Origin of the sequence: Streptomyces sp. GbtcB7, assembly GCF_019091445.1 — a bacterium.
GTDB classification, from domain to species: Bacteria; Actinomycetota; Actinomycetes; order Streptomycetales; family Streptomycetaceae; genus Streptomyces; species Streptomyces mirabilis.
In genome coordinates this window covers 265,162-280,977 of record NZ_JAGXJM010000003.1, presented here as the reverse complement: position 1 = coordinate 280,977, position 15,816 = coordinate 265,162, and the positions used below count along the sequence as shown (strand labels likewise).

General features: G+C 70.9%; 17 protein-coding genes and 1 pseudogene. 10 read left to right on the top strand and 8 right to left on the bottom strand.

The genetic code is table 11. The features are described from left to right. Nucleotides 1-10: 10 nt before the first annotated feature. The 3 genes from KVT44_RS06625 (at nt 11) to KVT44_RS06615 (ending at nt 3,238) form a co-directional block, all read left to right on the top strand. Nucleotides 11-967: a PP2C family protein-serine/threonine phosphatase gene (locus KVT44_RS06625; RefSeq protein ID WP_190169805.1), complete on the top strand. Its 957-nt coding sequence runs from the start codon at nt 11-13 to the stop codon at nt 965-967. 247 nt (nt 968-1,214) lie between these two features. Beyond that, entirely contained in the window at nt 1,215-2,555 is a 1,341-nt protein-coding gene (locus KVT44_RS06620) for a transcriptional regulator (protein ID WP_099923597.1), read from the top strand. Nucleotides 2,556-2,662: 107 nt separating this feature from the next. Further along, nucleotides 2,663-3,238, top strand: coding sequence for an NUDIX hydrolase (locus KVT44_RS06615; RefSeq protein WP_067365642.1), 576 nt, complete (start codon nt 2,663-2,665; stop codon nt 3,236-3,238). Here the strand turns inward: KVT44_RS06615 and KVT44_RS06610 are convergent. Further along, nucleotides 3,235-3,492 carry a hypothetical protein gene (locus KVT44_RS06610; protein ID WP_054236124.1) on the bottom strand — a complete coding sequence of 86 codons (258 nt, stop codon included), beginning with the start codon at nt 3,490-3,492 and terminating at the stop codon, nt 3,235-3,237. The genes KVT44_RS06615 and KVT44_RS06610 overlap by 4 nt on opposite strands. Nucleotides 3,493-3,718: 226 nt before the next feature. Further along, a complete protein-coding gene (locus KVT44_RS06605; RefSeq protein WP_164331669.1) occupies nt 3,719-4,579 on the bottom strand; it encodes a 3-hydroxybutyryl-CoA dehydrogenase in 861 nt (286 codons plus the stop codon). A gap of 238 nt (nt 4,580-4,817) precedes the next feature. Here KVT44_RS06605 and KVT44_RS06600 point away from each other — a divergent pair, with 238 nt between their 5' ends. Beyond that, a complete protein-coding gene (locus tag KVT44_RS06600) occupies nt 4,818-6,083 on the top strand; it encodes a glycoside hydrolase family 10 protein (protein WP_217566504.1) in 1,266 nt (421 codons plus the stop codon). Between the two features lie 40 nt (nt 6,084-6,123). Here KVT44_RS06600 and KVT44_RS06595 read toward each other — a convergent pair whose 3' ends face one another. Further along, nucleotides 6,124-6,315 carry a DUF1918 domain-containing protein gene (locus tag KVT44_RS06595; RefSeq protein ID WP_054230651.1) on the bottom strand — a complete coding sequence of 64 codons (192 nt, stop codon included), beginning with the start codon at nt 6,313-6,315 and terminating at the stop codon, nt 6,124-6,126. Between the two features lie 44 nt (nt 6,316-6,359). Next, a complete protein-coding gene (locus tag KVT44_RS06590; protein ID WP_099923631.1) occupies nt 6,360-7,298 on the bottom strand; it encodes a DMT family transporter in 939 nt (312 codons plus the stop codon). On the opposite strand from KVT44_RS06590, the gene KVT44_RS06585 reads away from it, so the two are divergent. The 3 genes and pseudogenes from KVT44_RS06585 (at nt 7,297) to KVT44_RS06575 (ending at nt 10,006) form a co-directional block, all read left to right on the top strand. Continuing rightward, nucleotides 7,297-8,733: a PLP-dependent aminotransferase family protein gene (locus tag KVT44_RS06585; protein WP_217566375.1), complete on the top strand. Its 1,437-nt coding sequence runs from the start codon at nt 7,297-7,299 to the stop codon at nt 8,731-8,733. The two genes, KVT44_RS06590 and KVT44_RS06585, sit on opposite strands and share 2 nt — an antisense overlap. 91 nt (nt 8,734-8,824) lie before the next feature. Next, nucleotides 8,825-9,274: pseudogene (locus tag KVT44_RS06580) on the top strand (carotenoid oxygenase family protein); the annotation flags it as partial. Nucleotides 9,275-9,421: 147 nt separating this feature from the next. Further along, nucleotides 9,422-10,006, top strand: a complete 585-nt coding sequence (locus KVT44_RS06575) for a histidine phosphatase family protein (protein ID WP_099923636.1) — start codon at nt 9,422-9,424, stop codon at nt 10,004-10,006. On the opposite strand, the gene KVT44_RS06570 is transcribed toward KVT44_RS06575, so the two are convergent. Continuing rightward, on the bottom strand, nt 10,003-10,458 hold the full coding sequence (locus KVT44_RS06570; RefSeq protein WP_217566374.1) for a DUF6314 family protein: 456 nt from the start codon (nt 10,456-10,458) through the stop codon (nt 10,003-10,005). The genes KVT44_RS06575 and KVT44_RS06570 overlap by 4 nt on opposite strands. 154 nt (nt 10,459-10,612) lie before the next feature. On the opposite strand from KVT44_RS06570, the gene KVT44_RS06565 reads away from it, so the two are divergent. Beyond that, nucleotides 10,613-13,099 carry an alpha-L-arabinofuranosidase C-terminal domain-containing protein gene (locus KVT44_RS06565; protein WP_217566373.1) on the top strand — a complete coding sequence of 829 codons (2,487 nt, stop codon included), beginning with the start codon at nt 10,613-10,615 and terminating at the stop codon, nt 13,097-13,099. Here the strand turns inward: KVT44_RS06565 and KVT44_RS06560 are convergent. From KVT44_RS06560 to KVT44_RS06550, 3 genes are all read right to left on the bottom strand, one after another. Next, nucleotides 13,086-13,529 carry a carboxymuconolactone decarboxylase family protein gene (locus tag KVT44_RS06560; protein WP_054230645.1) on the bottom strand — a complete coding sequence of 148 codons (444 nt, stop codon included), beginning with the start codon at nt 13,527-13,529 and terminating at the stop codon, nt 13,086-13,088. The genes KVT44_RS06565 and KVT44_RS06560 overlap by 14 nt on opposite strands. Continuing rightward, complete coding sequence (locus tag KVT44_RS06555; protein ID WP_217566372.1) at nt 13,526-13,939, bottom strand: MerR family transcriptional regulator; 414 nt, start codon at nt 13,937-13,939, stop codon at nt 13,526-13,528. The genes KVT44_RS06560 and KVT44_RS06555 overlap by 4 nt, the downstream gene beginning before the upstream one ends. A gap of 107 nt (nt 13,940-14,046) precedes the next feature. After that, nucleotides 14,047-14,844: a LysR family substrate-binding domain-containing protein gene (locus tag KVT44_RS06550; RefSeq protein ID WP_217566371.1), complete on the bottom strand. Its 798-nt coding sequence runs from the start codon at nt 14,842-14,844 to the stop codon at nt 14,047-14,049. A 57-nt stretch (nt 14,845-14,901) separates the two neighbouring features. Here KVT44_RS06550 and KVT44_RS06545 point away from each other — a divergent pair, with 57 nt between their 5' ends. Continuing rightward, nucleotides 14,902-15,330 carry a DUF5997 family protein gene (locus KVT44_RS06545; RefSeq protein WP_217566370.1) on the top strand — a complete coding sequence of 143 codons (429 nt, stop codon included), beginning with the start codon at nt 14,902-14,904 and terminating at the stop codon, nt 15,328-15,330. 94 nt (nt 15,331-15,424) lie between these two features. Beyond that, nucleotides 15,425-15,805 (top strand): hypothetical protein, encoded by a 381-nt coding sequence (locus KVT44_RS06540; protein ID WP_099923641.1) that lies wholly within the window; start codon nt 15,425-15,427, stop codon nt 15,803-15,805. The last annotated feature ends 11 nt before the right edge of the window (nt 15,806-15,816 follow it).

Sequence of the window (15,816 nt, the reverse complement as noted above, 5' to 3'; positions counted from 1 at the left end):
CACGTACAAAATGACCTGCCCGCTCGCCCAGCGGGACGGCCTCGAGGCGCGGATCGTCACCAGCGCCGTCTTCTTCGCCGTCGGCACTGGACTGATCCTCCACGTCAGACGGGCGCTGCTGCGGGAGCTGAGGCAGATCCGCAAGGTCGCGGGCGCCGCCCAGAGCGTGCTGCTGCGACCGCTGCCGCCACGCATCGACGGCCTCAACATCGCCGCGGCCCAGCTCTCCGCCGACCATGGCGCGAACATCGGCGGTGACCTGTACGAGGTGATCGCCACCGAGCACGGCGTACGGGTCGTCATGGGCGACGTGCGCGGACACGGCCTCGGCGCCATCGGAACCGTCGCCGCCGTCCTCGGCAGCTTCCGCGAGGCCGTGCACGACGAACCCGAGCTCGCCAGTGTGCTTCGGCGGCTGGAACGCGCCCTGGCCCGGCACCTGCGCGAACGGGCGCGCGCCGAACACCCCTCGGCGGGCCCGGACCCCGACAGCCCGGTCGCCGAGGAGTTCGTCACCGTACTGCTCCTGGAGATCCGCCGTGACGGCGAGGTGTACGCCCTCAACTGCGGTCACCCGTCGCCGTACCGACTGGGCACCGGTCGCGTCGAACCACTCACGGGAGCCGAACCGCTGCCCCCGCTCGGCCCGTTCCCGCTCCCCGCCGAACTGGCGGCCAGCCGGTGCGGCCGACTCCTCCCCGGCGAGGCCCTGTTCCTGCACACCGACGGAGTGGAGGACGCCCGCGACCCCAAAGGCTGCTTCTTCCCACTGCCCGCCACGCTCGCCGAGGCCGTCCGTACCCAGCCCGTCTCCCCGCAGACCGTTCTCAGGGCGGTCTTCACCCGCCTGTTGCGCCACACCGGTGGCAGACCGGCGGACGACGTGGCTGTACTGATCCTCCGCAACGACCGCAGCCGAGTCGTCCCGACGCAGCAGGGCTGCACCGTGGCCCGCCACATCGGGTAGGCACAGCTCTCTCAGTGACCCCGCTCAACCGGCGGAGCCGAGCCGCCGCACTGTACGAGGGGGAGCCGGCGGCCCGGCCGGCCTCTTGCGAGGCATTTCAGTCAACCGGCAAGGAACTCTGCGCGACAGCGTGCACACGGTACGGATACGAGCGTTCGGTTCACACCCCGTGTGAAGGGGGACCCACAAGCACAGGGGACGGATTACTCTGACCGCACTGTCGCCACCGAGCCACCCGGGGGCCCGAATGCAGCCCAACACTCTGCTCGACGCGATACTCGACGAGGCCGGCATCTCGCACGCCGGACTCGCCGCGCATGTCAACCAGGCGGGGAGGGCACGCGGCCTCGCGCTCAGATACGAACACACGGCTGTGGCACGGTGGTTGAAGGGTCAACGCCCGCGCGGCCAGGTGCCCGACCTGATCTGTGAGGTGCTCGCGGGGCGCCTGCACCGGCCCGTCACCCTCGACGACATCGGCCTCGGCGTGCCCGGCGAGCCGTCCGCCCCGCACGGCACCTCGCTCTCCGGTTTCGTGGAGCGCGCCACCGCCCTGTGGCGCTCCGACGAACAGCAGCGCCCGCACCTCCTCGGCGCCCCGGCCGTCACCGGAACGCCCGCAGTGATGCCGGTGTGGGAGTGGGAGAACCCGCCCGAGGACGTGGACGTCTCACGCGGCGGCCGCCACCACGTGAGCATGGCCGACATCGAGATGCTGCGCGCGGCCCGCGCCCACTACGAGCAGATGTACCGCAAGGCGGGCGGGGTGGCGACCCGCAGCCGGATCGTCGGTTTCCTCAACGCGGAGACCGCGCCCCTGCTGCGCGGCAGTTATCCCGACGCCACCGGCCGTCAGCTCCACCGTGCGACGGGCGGCCTGGTCGCCATCGCGGGGATCTGCGCCTACGACTCCGACGCGCACGGGCTCGCCCAGCGCTACTTCCACCAGGCGCTGCGGCTGGCGAAGGCCAGCGGGGACCGGGGTCTTGGGGCGTACGTCATAGCGCTGCTGGTCAACCAGTCGCTGTTCATGCGCGAGCACCGGCAGGCCGTCGCCTTCGCGGAGGCCGCGCTGCGCGCCGCCGGCCGGCACATCACCCCGGCGCTCGCCTCGGACCTCTACGCCATGCAGGCGAAGGCGTACGCACACCTCGGCGACGGCAGCAGCGCGCTGTCCTGCATCCGGCGTGCCGAACAGGCCGCCGAGCGCATCCGGCGCGGTTACGAACCGGACGAGACCGGCTATGTCCAGCCCGGTCTGGTCAACGTACAGGTGGCGGAGGCACTGCTGAGCCTCGGTGACCTGGTGGCCGCCGCGGCGCACGCCGAGGCGGCCGTGGACACTCCGGCGCACGACCGGGGGCGCGTGCACCGTCTCGCGATGCTCAGTCAGATCGAGCTGCGGCAGGGGAACGCCGACAAGGCGGTGGCCACCGCCGTCCAAATGGCCGAGCAGGCCCGGGGAATGGAGTCCCAGCGGCTGCGCGACAGACTGCGCGCGGTACGCGAACACCTGGTGCGCAGCGGCTGTGCGGGCACGGCCGAGGCCGCCGAACTCATCGACGGAGCACTGCGCGTACCGCTGTAGACCACCGAGTCCCGCCGCCGCACCGTGCACTGTGCGCTGCTGTGCGCCTGCTGTCAGGACGCTCCTGCTGCGATATTGCCATCTACTCGGCGGAAGGTGGCAGAACCGTGCAGTGGACGAAACAGAACGAACAAACTGTGTACGCAAACCGCTGGTTCAGCGTCAATCTCGCAGATGTCGAGCTGCCGGACGGTCGGCACCTCGATCACTTTTTGATACGGCTGCGTCCGGTGGCCGTGGCCACGGTGGTGAACGAGGCCAATGAGGTACTGCTCCTGTGGCGGCACCGCTTCATCACCGACAGCTGGGGCTGGGAACTCGCGGCGGGCGTCGTCGAGGACGGCGAGGACATCGCCGTCGCGGCGGCCCGCGAACTCGAGGAGGAGACCGGCTGGCGACCGGGACCCCTGCGCCATCTGATGAGCGTCGAGCCCTCCAACGGGCTCACCGACGCCCGGCACCACATCTTCTGGGCCGACGAAGGCGCGTACATCGGACACCCCGTGGACGACTTCGAGTCCGACCGTCGGGAATGGGTTCCCCTCAAGCTCGTCCCCGACATGGTCGCCCGCGGCGAGGTCCCGGCCGCCAATATGGCTGCCGCGCTACTCCTCCTGCATCACCTCAGGCTCGGGCAGGACGCGTTGCCCCGATCCATCCCCCCACGGCGTCCTGAGCGTTAGCGCCCGAGAGCCTGCCAGACCGCCACGGCGAGTGCGCCCACGGCCGTGAGGGCCGCGATCGCGGGCAGTGGCCAGCGGGTGTGTTCCAGGGCGACGACCCGTGCGCTCAGGTCGTCGAGCTCCTTGGCGGTCTGTTCGGCGCGGTGACTGAGCAGGGCGTGCCCTCCCTCGACGCGTGCGTATGCCACGTCTAGGCGACGGCGTAACTCTGCGAGTTCTCCATGGACCACGGGATGCTCCGGGTCGGCGGTCACGGGTCCGCTCCTTTCCGTAGTCGTCACATCCCTTGGATGCGCACGGAAAGTCAACTCGCCTGGTGGACGCGTGGGGAGCGTGTGCGAGGGGCATATGCGAGCCCGGCGCGCACACGGCGTGTGAATGGCGCGGACCCGGCACCGAAAGGGGTGCCGGGCCCGCGTACGCCTGAGTTTCACCGTACGTGATCAGGTGACGGTACGAAAAGGGGGCGACCGTACCTGATCAGGCGTAGGTGTAGAAGCCCGAGCCGGACTTCCGGCCGAGCCGGCCCGCGTCCACCATGCGCTGGAGCAGCGGGGGAGCGGCGTACAGCGGCTCCTTGTACTCCTCGTACATCGAATAGGCGACCGAGGCCACCGTGTCCAGGCCGATCAGGTCGGAGAGCTTGAGCGGGCCCATCGGGTGGGCGCAGCCCAGCTCCATGCCGTTGTCGATGTCCTCGCGGCTGGCGATGCCCGACTCGAACATCCGGATCGCGGAGAGCAGATACGGGATCAGCAGCGCGTTGACGACGAACCCGGAGCGGTCCTGGGCGCGGATCGCGTGCTTGCCGAGGGCCTTCTCGGCGAACAGCTGAGCCCGGCCGAGGGTGCCCTCGGAGGTGGTGAGCGCCGGGATCAGTTCGACGAGCTGCTGCACCGGAGCCGGGTTGAAGAAGTGGATGCCGACGACCTGGTCGGGGCGCGAGGTGGCGACCGCGAGGCGCACCAGCGGGATGGAGGAGGTGTTGGAGGCGAGGATCGCGTCCTGCCGGGTCACCACCTGGTCGAGCACCTGGAAGATCTCGGTCTTCACCTGCTCGTTCTCGACGACCGCCTCGATCACCAGATCGCGGTCGGCGAACTCGCCGAGGTCGGTGGTGAAGCTGAGCCGCTCCTGGGTGGCGGTGAGCTCGTCCGCGGAGATCTTTCCGCGCTCGGCGGCCTTGGCGAGGGAGTTGAACAGCCGGGTACGGCCGATCTCCAGGGCCTCACCGGTGGTCTCGGCGACCTTGACGTCGAGACCCGCGCGGGCGCAGACCTCGGCGATGCCCGCTCCCATCTGGCCGCAGCCCACCACTCCGACGCGTTCGATGTCGGTCACATCGTCCCCTTCGCTGATCTACGGCTGTCGCAGGGCCCCCGTTGTTCGGTGCCTGCTCCGATCGTGCACGTCCCGTGCACGTTACTCCGAAGTATCGATGATCGATCGCCCGGGTGGGGCATGCTGGCCGAGGAGACGATCCGTGACCGGACGGATCCGGAGCGTGGAGGAGCGGGGTGCGGTGGGGCGGACGGCGGGGACGGGGCGGGGGTCGCGGCGGGCGTTCACCGTGGCGGCGATGGCGACGCTGACGGGTCTCGTCACGACGGGGGAGCCTGGCCTCGTCACGGAGGGGGAGCCGGGTCTCGGCCCGGCGGAGGACTCGGCTGCCGTACCCCGTTCCGGGGGAACCCGGGGGCCCGGTCGGCCACGGACGGCCTCCGAGCTGCGGGGCATGTGGCTGTCGACCGTCATCAACCGCGACTGGCCCTCGCGGGCCGGCCTGTCCGTCGCCCGGCAGCGCGCCGAACTCCTCGCCCACCTCGACAGGGCGGTCGACCGCCGCTTGAACGCCGTGTTCTTCCAGGTCCGCCCCACGGCCGACGCGTTCTGGCCCTCGTCGTACGAGCCGTGGTCGCAGTACCTCACCGGCGTCCAGGGCAGGGACCCGGGCTGGGACCCGCTCGGCACGGCGGTGCGGGAGGCTCACGCGCGCGGCCTCGAACTGCACGCCTGGTTCAACCCGTACCGCGTCGCGAACCACACCGACCCCGGCAGACTCGTGGCGACTCACCCGGCCCGCAAGCACCCCGACTGGGTCATCCCCTATGGCGGCAGGCTCTACTACAACCCCGGGTTGCCCGAGGTCCGCGCCTTCGTCCAGGACGCGATGCTCGACGCGGTGCGGAAGTATGCGTTCGACGCCGTGCACTGGGACGACTACTTCTACCCGTACCCGGTCGCCGGCCAGGTCTTCGACGACGACGCGGCGTACCGGACGCACGGCGCGGGCTTCGCGGGCCGGGCCGCCTGGCGGCGCGACAACATCGACAGACTGGTGCGGGAGACGGCCACCCGCATCCCGCAGATCCGGCCCGGTACCCGCTTCGGGATCAGCCCGTTCGGGGTGTGGCGCAACCACGCGAGCGACCCGCGGGGCTCGGACACCCGGGCCGCCGTGCAGACGTACGACGATCTGTACGCCGACACCAGGAAATGGGTCCGCGAGCGGTGGATCGACTACATCGTCCCGCAGGTCTACTGGAACCTCGGCTTCGCCGCCGCCGACTACGCGAAGCTCGTGCCCTGGTGGGCGGCGGTCACGCAGGGCACGGGCGTGGAGCTGTACATCGGGGAAGCGCTCTACAAGGCCGGTGACCCCGCGCAGCCCGCGGCCTGGCAGGACTTGGCCGAACTCTCCCGGCACCTCACCTTCGCGCGCGACCACACACAAGTGCGCGGACACGTCTTCTTCTCCGCGAAGGAGGTCGACGTCGACCGCGTCGGAGCGATGGCGCGGGTCGTGTCCGACCACTACCAGCGGTCGGCGCGACCCGCGCGCTGAATCTGCCCAATGTCTACAGCGGGTTCTTGTGACCGAATGTCTACAGCGGGTCCTTGTGACGGATTTCCGAGTCGGGGCCCGGTGAGCAGATCGCCTCGTGCCCGTCGGTGAAGCGCACGCGGTACGGGGGCGTGCCCTCCGTTCCTATTACTTCGGTGATCTCCGCGACCTTGTCGTGCTGTCCGACAACCCTGCCGTGCTGCACGAGCTTGTCGCCCACGTCTGCATGCATCTGAAGGGTCTCCTCGTCATCTGCGGGAGTAACGGTCCTGGGGCTCAGCCCCGCGCTCGCTGGGTGAGCGCGATGCAGATCAGCACGGCCGCGGCCGTCAGCGGTGCGGCCGGTGTGAGCTGCTCGCCGAGGAGCAGTACCGACCACACCAGTGTGAGCAGCGGCTGCGCCAGCTGCAACTGGCTGGCCTTGGGAATTCCGATCGCCGCCATCCCGCGGTACCAGACGACCAGCCCCAGGAACTGCGATCCGGCGGCCACCCACAGCAGCCCCGCCACGCTGTGCGCCGACAGGTGGACCGGCTCGTACGACAGCGCCACCAGCGCGCCCGGCACCGACAGCGGCAGACACAGGACCAGCGCCCAGCCGATGACCTGCCACCCGGGCATGGTCCGGGCGAGCCGGCCGCCCTCGGTGTAGCCGGCGGCGCAGATCAGCAGCGCCCCGAAGAGATAGGCGTCCGCGCTGCTCAGCGCCCCACCGCTCTGCTGCACGGTGAACGCGATCACCGCGGCCGCGCCCGCGAGGGCGGCGCCCCAGAACATCCGTGAGGGGCGCGCGCCGGTCCGCAGCGCCGACAGCAGCGCGGTCGTCAGCGGCAGCAGCCCGACGACCACGGCCGCGTGCGCGGTGGTGGACGTCTGCAGCGCGAGCGTCGTCAGCAGGGGGAAGCCGAGCACGACACCGGCGGCCACCACGGCGAGCCCCGCCCAGTGCCGGCGGGCCGGTACGGGCACGCGCAGCGCCAGCAGACAGCCGCCCGCGATGACGGCGGCGAGGACGCTGCGCACGGCCACCAGAGACCAGGGGCCGAAGCCCTCCAGGCCCCAGGCGGTGGCGGGGAAGGTGAGGGAGAAGGCGGTGACGCCGAGCGCGGCCTGGAGGGTGCCGGAACGGCGGTCCGCCGGGGGCCCCTGTTCGGGCGTCCTGGGCGTGCTGACCGCTATCCCGATCTGGTCAATAGCGCTACTCTGTGCTCTCATGCAAGAGCGTAGCAGTGTCGGAGATCTGGCGAATCAGCTGCGACGGGAGCTGAACCGCTACTCACCCGGTGGAAAGCTGCCATCGAGTCGGGCACTCGTCGAGCGGTTCCGGGTGAGCCCGGTGACGGTGTCGCGGGCACTGGCTCAACTCGCCGCCGAGGGGCTGGTGGTGACCCGGCCGGGCGCCGGCGCGTTCCGCGCGCACCCGCGTACGTCCGCCGCGCCCGCCGGGGACACCTCCTGGCAGGAGGTCACGCTGAGCGCGGACGCCGCGACGGAACTCGTCCCGCGCACGGTGGACGCCTCCGGGGTCCTCGCCTCGCTCGCCGCCCCGCCGCCCGGCGTCGTCGAGTTCAACGGCGGCTATCTGCACCCCTCGCTCCAGCCCGAGCGGGCCATGGGGGCGGCCCTGTCGCGGGCGGGCCGGCGTCCGGGAGCCTGGTCGCGGCCGCCGATGGAAGGGCTGACGGAGCTGCGCGAGTGGTTCGCGCGGGGAATCGGCGGTGCGATCACCGCCGCGGAGGTGCTCATCACGGCGGGCGGCCAGTCCGCGCTGACCACCGCGCTCAGGGCACTCGCCCCGCCGGGGGCCCCGGTCCTGGTCGAGTCGCCCACGTACCCGGGCATGCTGGCGATCGCCCGCGCGGCGGGCCTCAGGCCAGTACCCGTACCGGTCGACGCGGACGGAGTGAAACCGGACCTCCTCGCCGACGCCTTCAGGGCGACCGGCGCCCGGGTGTTCGTCTGCCAGCCGCTGTTCCAGAACCCGACCGGCGCCGTGCTCGCCCCCGAGCGGCGCGCCGACGTGGTGCGGATCGCGCGTGAGGCGGGCGCCTTCGTCATCGAGGACGACTTCGTACGACGTCTGGTCCACGAGGACGCTGGGCCCCTGCCGCGTCCGCTGGCCGCGGAGGATCCCGACGGGGTCGTCGTGCACGTCTCCTCCCTGACCAAGGCGACCTCGCCGAGCTTCCGGGTCGGTGCGCTGGCCGCGCGCGGTCCGGTCCTCGAACGACTGCGTGCCATCCAGGTCGTGGACACCTTCTTCGTGCCGCGTCCCTTTCAGGAGGCCGCGCTCGAACTGGTCGGCTCGCCCGCCTGGCCCCGTCATCTGCGGGCCGTGTCCGCCGAGTTGAGGAACCGGCGCGACACGATGACGGCCGCGCTCCGACTGACGCTCCCCGAACTCGCCCTGCCCCACATCCCCTCCGGCGGCTACCACCTGTGGCTCCGCCTGCCCGACGGCACCGACGAGTCCGCCCTGGTCTTCGCGGCCCTCCGCGAGGGCGTGGCCGTCGCTCCCGGCCGCCCCTACTTCAGCGCGGAGCCCCCTGCGGGGCACCTCCGGTTGAGTTTCGTGGCGGTCGGGGGGACGGGGGAGATCACGGAGGGGGTGCGACGGCTGAGGGCGGCGTGCGACGGGGTACTGAGGTGACCGGCACCGACGGGGGTGCGTTGACACCCAAGAGTGGAACTGGTGGGTCGGCGCGCCCGGCCGCGGCGCCGAGCCCAACACCCGCTCCTACGACCGCCGATGGGTCGTCGACCTGGCCGCCGGCAGCGTGGACGAGCAGATCATCGACGACCTCGCCGTCGAATTCCCCACCCTCAACGAGGACTTCCTCGGCGCCGAGCACCGCTACCAGTACGCGGTCTCCTTCCCCGACCAGGACGGCTACGGCGGCTACGGCATCGTCAAGTACGACCGCACCGGCGGCGCCCGCCGCGTCCACCGGGTCGGCGACGCCCGCCTCCCCAGCGAGGCCGTGTTCGTCCCCGCCGCCGGCGCCACCCGCGAGGACGACGGCTACCTGCTCTCCGTCGTCTCCGACCTCAAGCAGGACGCCTCCCAGCTCCTGGTCCTGGACGCCTCAGGCCTCGACCGGATCGCGACGGTCCACCTCCCGCGCCGGGTCACCGGCGGCATCCACGGCTCCTGGATCCCCGACACCGACCTCGACACCTCCGCCGGCTGACCCCCAGTGGCCCCCAGGGGGATCCCCCTGCGGGCCCGGCCCCGCCCCCTCCGACAGGTCCGCTTCGGCAAGCACACTCCGCCAAGCCTGCGTATACCTTGCGTAACACCTATTGACCTGCGGAGTCCCGCACTCCACGATCTCCGCATGCATCTTCGGGTCACTTTCGTCGCCGCCGCTCGCAGCTCCTCGCTGTTGGCCGAACGCTTCGAGGACGACCGGCCGCTGGACCAGGCCGGCTGGGACGAAGTGCAGCGCGCCGCCCCGGAACTGGTGCCACTGGCGGCGGCCGAGCTGCGCTACTGCTCGCCGACCCCGCGCAGCCGCGCCACCGGCGACGCCCTCGGGTACGCGCCGCTGGCGCAACCCGCGCTGCGCGACTGCGACATGGGCCGCTGGCGCGGCTTCACGCTGGGTGAGGCGATGGCCCGCGAGCCGTCGGCGGTCGACGCCTGGCTCGCCGATCCGCGCTCCGCCCCGCACGGCGGTGAGTCCCTGACCTCGTTCATCTCCCGCGTCGGAGGCTGGCTCGACACCCGCCCGGCGGACGACGGCAGCCGGATCGTCGCGGTGGCAGAACCCTCGGTGGTGCGGGCCGCGCTCGTCTACGCGCTCAAGGCCCAGCCCTCGACGTACTGGAACATCGACGTCCGCCCCCTGTCGACGATCACCCTCACCGGCGTCAACGGCCGCTGGAACCTGCGCCTGGAAGGCGTGCCGCAGCACGCCTAGGAGATCCGTGTGTAGTCGGTCGTGAGGACCAGGTCCTTGGCGGGGCCGCCCACCCGCCACACCGTGCGCCAGTGGTCCTCGTCCCGCACCGTGAACTCGCCCCGGTAGAGGTCCGCCGCGCACGGGTGGTCGGCGACGTACCGGCCGGTGCTCAGGTCCAGGTCGTGGAAGGGGCGGCCGTCGGAGAACTGGACGAGGGCCGTCGCCGGGCTCGGCCCCGGCAGGAACCGCAGCGTCCGTTCGGCGGGCCGGGGCGTGCCCTGCCACACGAACGTGCCGGATTCCTGGTGCAGAAGTCCGTGCGGAGCTCCCGGTTCCCCCAGCGGGCCGAAAACCGTCGTCCCCGTGAACCGCCCCTCCGCACCGCTCGCGAGATCCCGCACCGAGCGCTCCACCCGCCAGCTCCCGCCCAGGTGGGCGAGCACGTCCGTCACTGGCCAGAACTCGCCCATACCGTCCCGCTCTCCGTCCCATGCGACGCTGCGCGACCCATTGACGCGCTCTGACCCCCTCCCTATCTTGCCGTTCGAAGTATTGATCGTTGTCCGAAATGTCGAACAACTCAAGACCTGGAACAACTCAACACCACAGAGCCGCGGAGTATCCATGTCACGCACCCGCACCCGCTGGCGACTCGGACTCACGGCCACCGCACTCCTGGTGGCCTCAGCCGTCGTTCCCGGGCCCGCCCACGCCGCCGCCGACGCCACCGACGCCACCGACTACGCGATCACCGTCGACCCGAAGGGCTCGGGCGCGAAGATCGACGACACCATGTACGGCGTCTTCTTCGAGGACATCAACCGCGCCGCGGACGGCGGACTGTACGCGGAACTCGTACAGAACCGGTCGTTCGAGTACAGCACCGCCGACAACAGGTCCTATACGCCGCTCACCTCCTGGGCCACCACGGGCACCGCGACGACCGTGGACGACGACGGGCGCCTCAACGCCCGCAACCGCACCTACCTCGCCCTGGGCGCGGGCTCGTCCGTCACCAACTCCGGTTACAACACCGGGATCAGGGTCGAGAGCGGCAAGGCGTACGACTTCTCGGTCTGGGCCCGCGCGGACGCGAGGACGCCGCTCACCGTGACCCTGCACGACGCCGACGGCGCGCTCGCCGAGGCCCGGCAGGTCACCGCGCGCGGCGGCTGGGCCAAGTACCGGGCCAGGTTCACCGCCACCCGCGACAGCACCACCGGGCGCCTCACCGTCGCCGCCGACGCTCCCGTCGCGCTCGACATGATCTCGCTCGTCCCACGGGACACGTACAAGGGCCACGGCCTGCGAAAGGACCTGGCCGAGAAGATCGCCGCCCTGCATCCCGGCTTCGTGCGCTTCCCCGGCGGCTGCCTCGTCAACACCGGCAGCATGCAGGGCTACGACGAGGCCTCGGGCTATCAGCGCCGGCGCTCGTACCAGTGGAAGGACACCATCGGCCCGGTCGAGCAGCGCGCCACCAACTCCAACTTCTGGGGCTACAACCAGAGTTACGGGCTCGGCTACTACGAGTACTTCCAGTTCGCCGAGGACATCGGCGCCATGCCGCTGCCCGTGGTGCCCGCGCTCGTCACCGGCTGCGGCCAGAACCAGGCCACCGACGACGACGCGCTCCTCAAGCGCCACATCCAGGACACCCTCGATCTCATCGAGTTCGCCAACGGGCCGGTGACCAGCGAATGGGGCAGGAAGCGGGCGGCGATGGGCCACCCGAAGCCCTTCCACCTCACCCACCTCGAAGTCGGCAACGAGGAGAACCTCCCCGACGAGTTCTTCGCCCGCTTCAAGCAGTTCCGCGCCGCCGTCCAGGCCAAGTACCCGAACATCAAGGTGATCTCGAACGCCGGACCCGACGACTCCGGCACCACCTTCGACACCGCATGGAAACTCAACAAGGAAGCGAACGTCGACATGGTCGACGAGCACTACTACAACAGCACCCAGTGGTTCCTGCAGAACAACGACCGCTACGACTCCTACGACAGGAACGGTCCCAAGGTCTTCCTCGGCGAGTACGCCTCCGGTGGCAACACCTTCAAGAACGCCCTCGCCGAGGCCGCGTACATGACCGGTCTGGAGCGCAACGCGGACGTCGTCAAGCTCGCCTCGTACGCCCCGCTGCTCGCCAACGAGGACTACGTGCAGTGGCGGCCCGACATGATCTGGTTCAACAACCACGCCTCGTGGGGTTCGGCCGACTACGAGGTGCAGAAGCTGTTCATGAACAACGTCGGCGACCGGGTGGTGCCGTCGACGGCCACCACCACGCCCTCGCTGAGCGCGCCCATCTCCGGCGCCGTCGGCCTGTCGACCTGGGCGACCACGGCGGCGTACGACGATGTGTTGGTGACCGGCGCCGACGGCACCACGCTGTTCGGCGACGACTTCAGCGGTGACGCCTCCCGGTGGACCCACACGGGCGGCGGGAACTGGAGCCTCCAGGACGGCCAGTACGTGCAGACCGACGTGGGCGCCGAGAACACCATGGTGTCGGCGGGCGACCCGGCCTGGCACGACTACGACCTGCAGGTGAAGGCCACCAAGAAGTCCGGCAAGGAGGGCTTCCTCGTCGCCTTCGGCGTCAAGGACACCGGCAACTACTACTGGTGGAACCTCGGCGGCTGGAACAACACCACCACCGCCGTCGAACAGGCCGTGGACGGCGGCAAGTCGACCCTGATCTCCAAGCCCGGCACGATCGAGACGGGCAAGGCGTACGACATCGACATCAAGGTCCGCGGCCGGCAGGTGACCCTCTACCTGGACGGCCAGGAGTGGGGGAGCTTCAAGGACGACAAGCCCGCGGAGCCGTTCCGTCAGGTCGTCACGCGGGACGCGAGGACCGGCGACCTGATCGTCAAGGTCGTCAACGCGCAGGCAGCGGACGCCCGTACCGCGATCGACCTGGGCGGGGCGAAGGCGGGCCGCAAGGCCGCCGTCACCACCCTCCAGGCGGCGCCGGAGGCGGTGAACTCGGAGACGGTGACCGCGGTCGCCCCTGTGAAGTCCGCCTTCGACGGCGTCGCCGACAAATTCACCTACACCTTCCCGGCGAACTCCGTGACCTTCCTGCGGATCAGGCAGCGGTAGCCGGAGGCGTGGGCTGCTGTCCGGCGGGCAGCAGCCCACGCTCCGCGAAGACCTTCTTCGCGACCAGGCTCGCGTTCATCGCCTTCGGTATGCCGCAGTAGACGGCCGAGTGCAGCAGCGACTCCACGATCTCGTCCGGAGAAAGACCCACGTTCAGCGCCGCGTTGACGTGCACCTCCAACTGCGTCTCACAGCCGCCGAGCGCGGTGAGCATGCCGAGCGTCACCAACTGGCGGTCGCGCGGGGCGAGTCCGGGCCGGTCGTAGATGTCGCCGAAGGCCCAGGAGACGATCTGGTGGCCGAGTTCGGGATTGATGTCGCCGAGCGCGTCGACGACGCGCTGTCCGGCCTCGCCGTCGACGCGCTTGAGGACCTCCAGGCCGTGTTCGAAGCGCTCCTCGCGAGTGGTGGCGGTGTTCGTGAGCGTCATGGGAGTTCGTCCGATCCCGGCTGGTCGAGCAGCCGTTCGTAGTGGTCGATCTTGTCGTCGAGGGAGGCCGCGTTGCGGCGCAGCGCCCGGATGCGGTCCGCGAGGTCGGCGCGGTGCTCCCGGAGCATCGCGAGCCGCTCGGGAACCGTGGCGTCGCCGCGCGCCCGCAACTCGGCGAACCGCTGCATGTCAGCGATCGACATGCCCGTCTCGCGCAGCCGGATGAGGAACTCCAGCCAGGCCAGGTCGGCCGCCTCGTAGCGCCGCTGGTTCCCGGTGGTCCGGCCGACCCGTTGGATCAGGCCGGCCTTCTCGTAATACCGCAGCGTGTCGTGCGAGAGGCCGGTGCGCTCGACGACCTGGGCGATCGTGAGCGTCGGCTCCTGCGGGAGGGGTTGTTCGCCGGCCATGGAGAAACCGTAGAACCTGGAGTGCGCTCCAGGTCAAGCTTCATCCGTCGGGCGATCCTGGAGAGGGCTCGACGGCGTTTCGACCCGGCTCGGGAGCGGCGCCCAGGTCAGGAACGGCGACGGGGCTTGCCCCGCTTGGCGCCGCCCTTGGCGCCTCCGGAACCGCCGCCGCGGGGGTTCCGGCTGGTCGTCGACTTGCCGGACGACTTGCCCGCGGCGGGCTTGCGCCGTGCGCCGCCGCCCGTCTCGGGACGCTTGGCCTTCGTCGGGGCCGCGGGCGCCGCCGGGGCCTGGGCGCGTCCCCGTGAGCTGTTGACGGTCCGGCCGCGGACGATCCCGATGAAGTCCTCGACCAGGTCGGTGGTCGCGTCCTGTGGCCAGGACAGCGCGACGCGCGACTCCGGGGCGTCCGTGACCGGCCGGTAGGTGAGGTCCTTGCGGTGGTGCAGGCGGGCGAGGGACTGGGGGACGACGAGGAGCCCGATGCCCGCCGCCACGAGTTCGACGGCGTCCGCCGTGGTGGCGGGGCGCTCGAACGCGGGCTGCCCCGGCGGACGCTCCCAGTCGAGCGTGTCGTCGAGGGGGTGCAGCACGATCTCGTCGGCGAGGTCCTCGGAGGTCACCTCGTCGACCGCCGCCACGATGTGGTCCTTGGGGACCACGACCACCGTCGTCTCGGTGTAGAGGGGGATCGCGCTGAGGTCCTCCCGGTCGACCGGCAGCCGGACGAATCCGGCGTCGGCGCCGCGGCCCCGCAGCACGTCGAACGCTTCGTCGGTGGAGACCGCGACGAGCGTGAGGGGGATGTCGGGCAGCCGCTCGTTCCAGATCCGCACCCACTTCGTGGGCGTCACTCCCGGGACATAGGCGAGCCGGAACGAAGGGGGTACTTCCGAGCCTGTCACCTCGCCAGGCTATCGGTCGTGGTCGGAGGTCGCGCACACGCTCGATACCCTTGACGCATGACGTCGCACCAGACCACCCAGACCATGAAGCCCGCCACCGCGGCGAAGAAGCTGGGTGTGTACCTCGAGGCCACCCCCGCCGAGTTCCAGGAGGGCGTCGTCTCGCGCGCCGAGCTGACCGCCCTGCAGGCCGATCCGCCCGCGTGGCTCCAGGAGCTGCGGCGCAACGGCCCGCACCCCCGGCCCGTGGTCGCCGCGCGGCTGAGCATCTCCATCGCCGGGCTCGCCCGCGGCGGGGTCACCGAGGCCCTCACCACGGAGCAGATCGACGCCCTGAAGCAGGAGGACCCGGGATGGCTGCGCCGGGAGCGCGCCACCCAGGCCGAGGTCCGCAAGGAAGAGGTCCGCATCAAGGAGAAGCGCGCGGAGCAGCACGCCGAGCGGAACACGGAGCGCGCAGCCCAGCCCCGCAGCTCCCGTTCCTGACCCCGCCCCGCCCGACCGGCCCGTCCCACGACGGTGTTCCGTGTTCGTGGTCGGGACCCTGGTGGCCGGACGCGTGCCGTGAGATCGTCCGCGGGTGAGCGACGCTGCTGAGGAAGTCGTCCCGGGACCGCCGGACGATCGTGCCGCATCCGTTCTGCGGTTCGCGGTGGAACTCGTCGCCTGGGTGGCGACGCCTTGGGCGCTGGCCGATCATTCCTGGCTATTGGCCGCCCTGTCCCTGATATTGCTGATCGGCCTCCCGACGGTCCTGTCCACCCCGGGGGACAAGGCCGACGTGATCATCGCCGTACCCGGCTGGGTCACGATCCTTCTGGTGCTGCTGCAGCTCGTCGCGGCCGTTGTCTCCTCGTGGGTGCTGTGGCCCACGTGGGCGGCGGTCGCGGTCACCGCGCTGGCCGCCACCGTCCTCGTCACGGAACGCCCGCGCCGGCGGTGGCTGCTCTCCATCCGCTGAAGGGCCCCCGG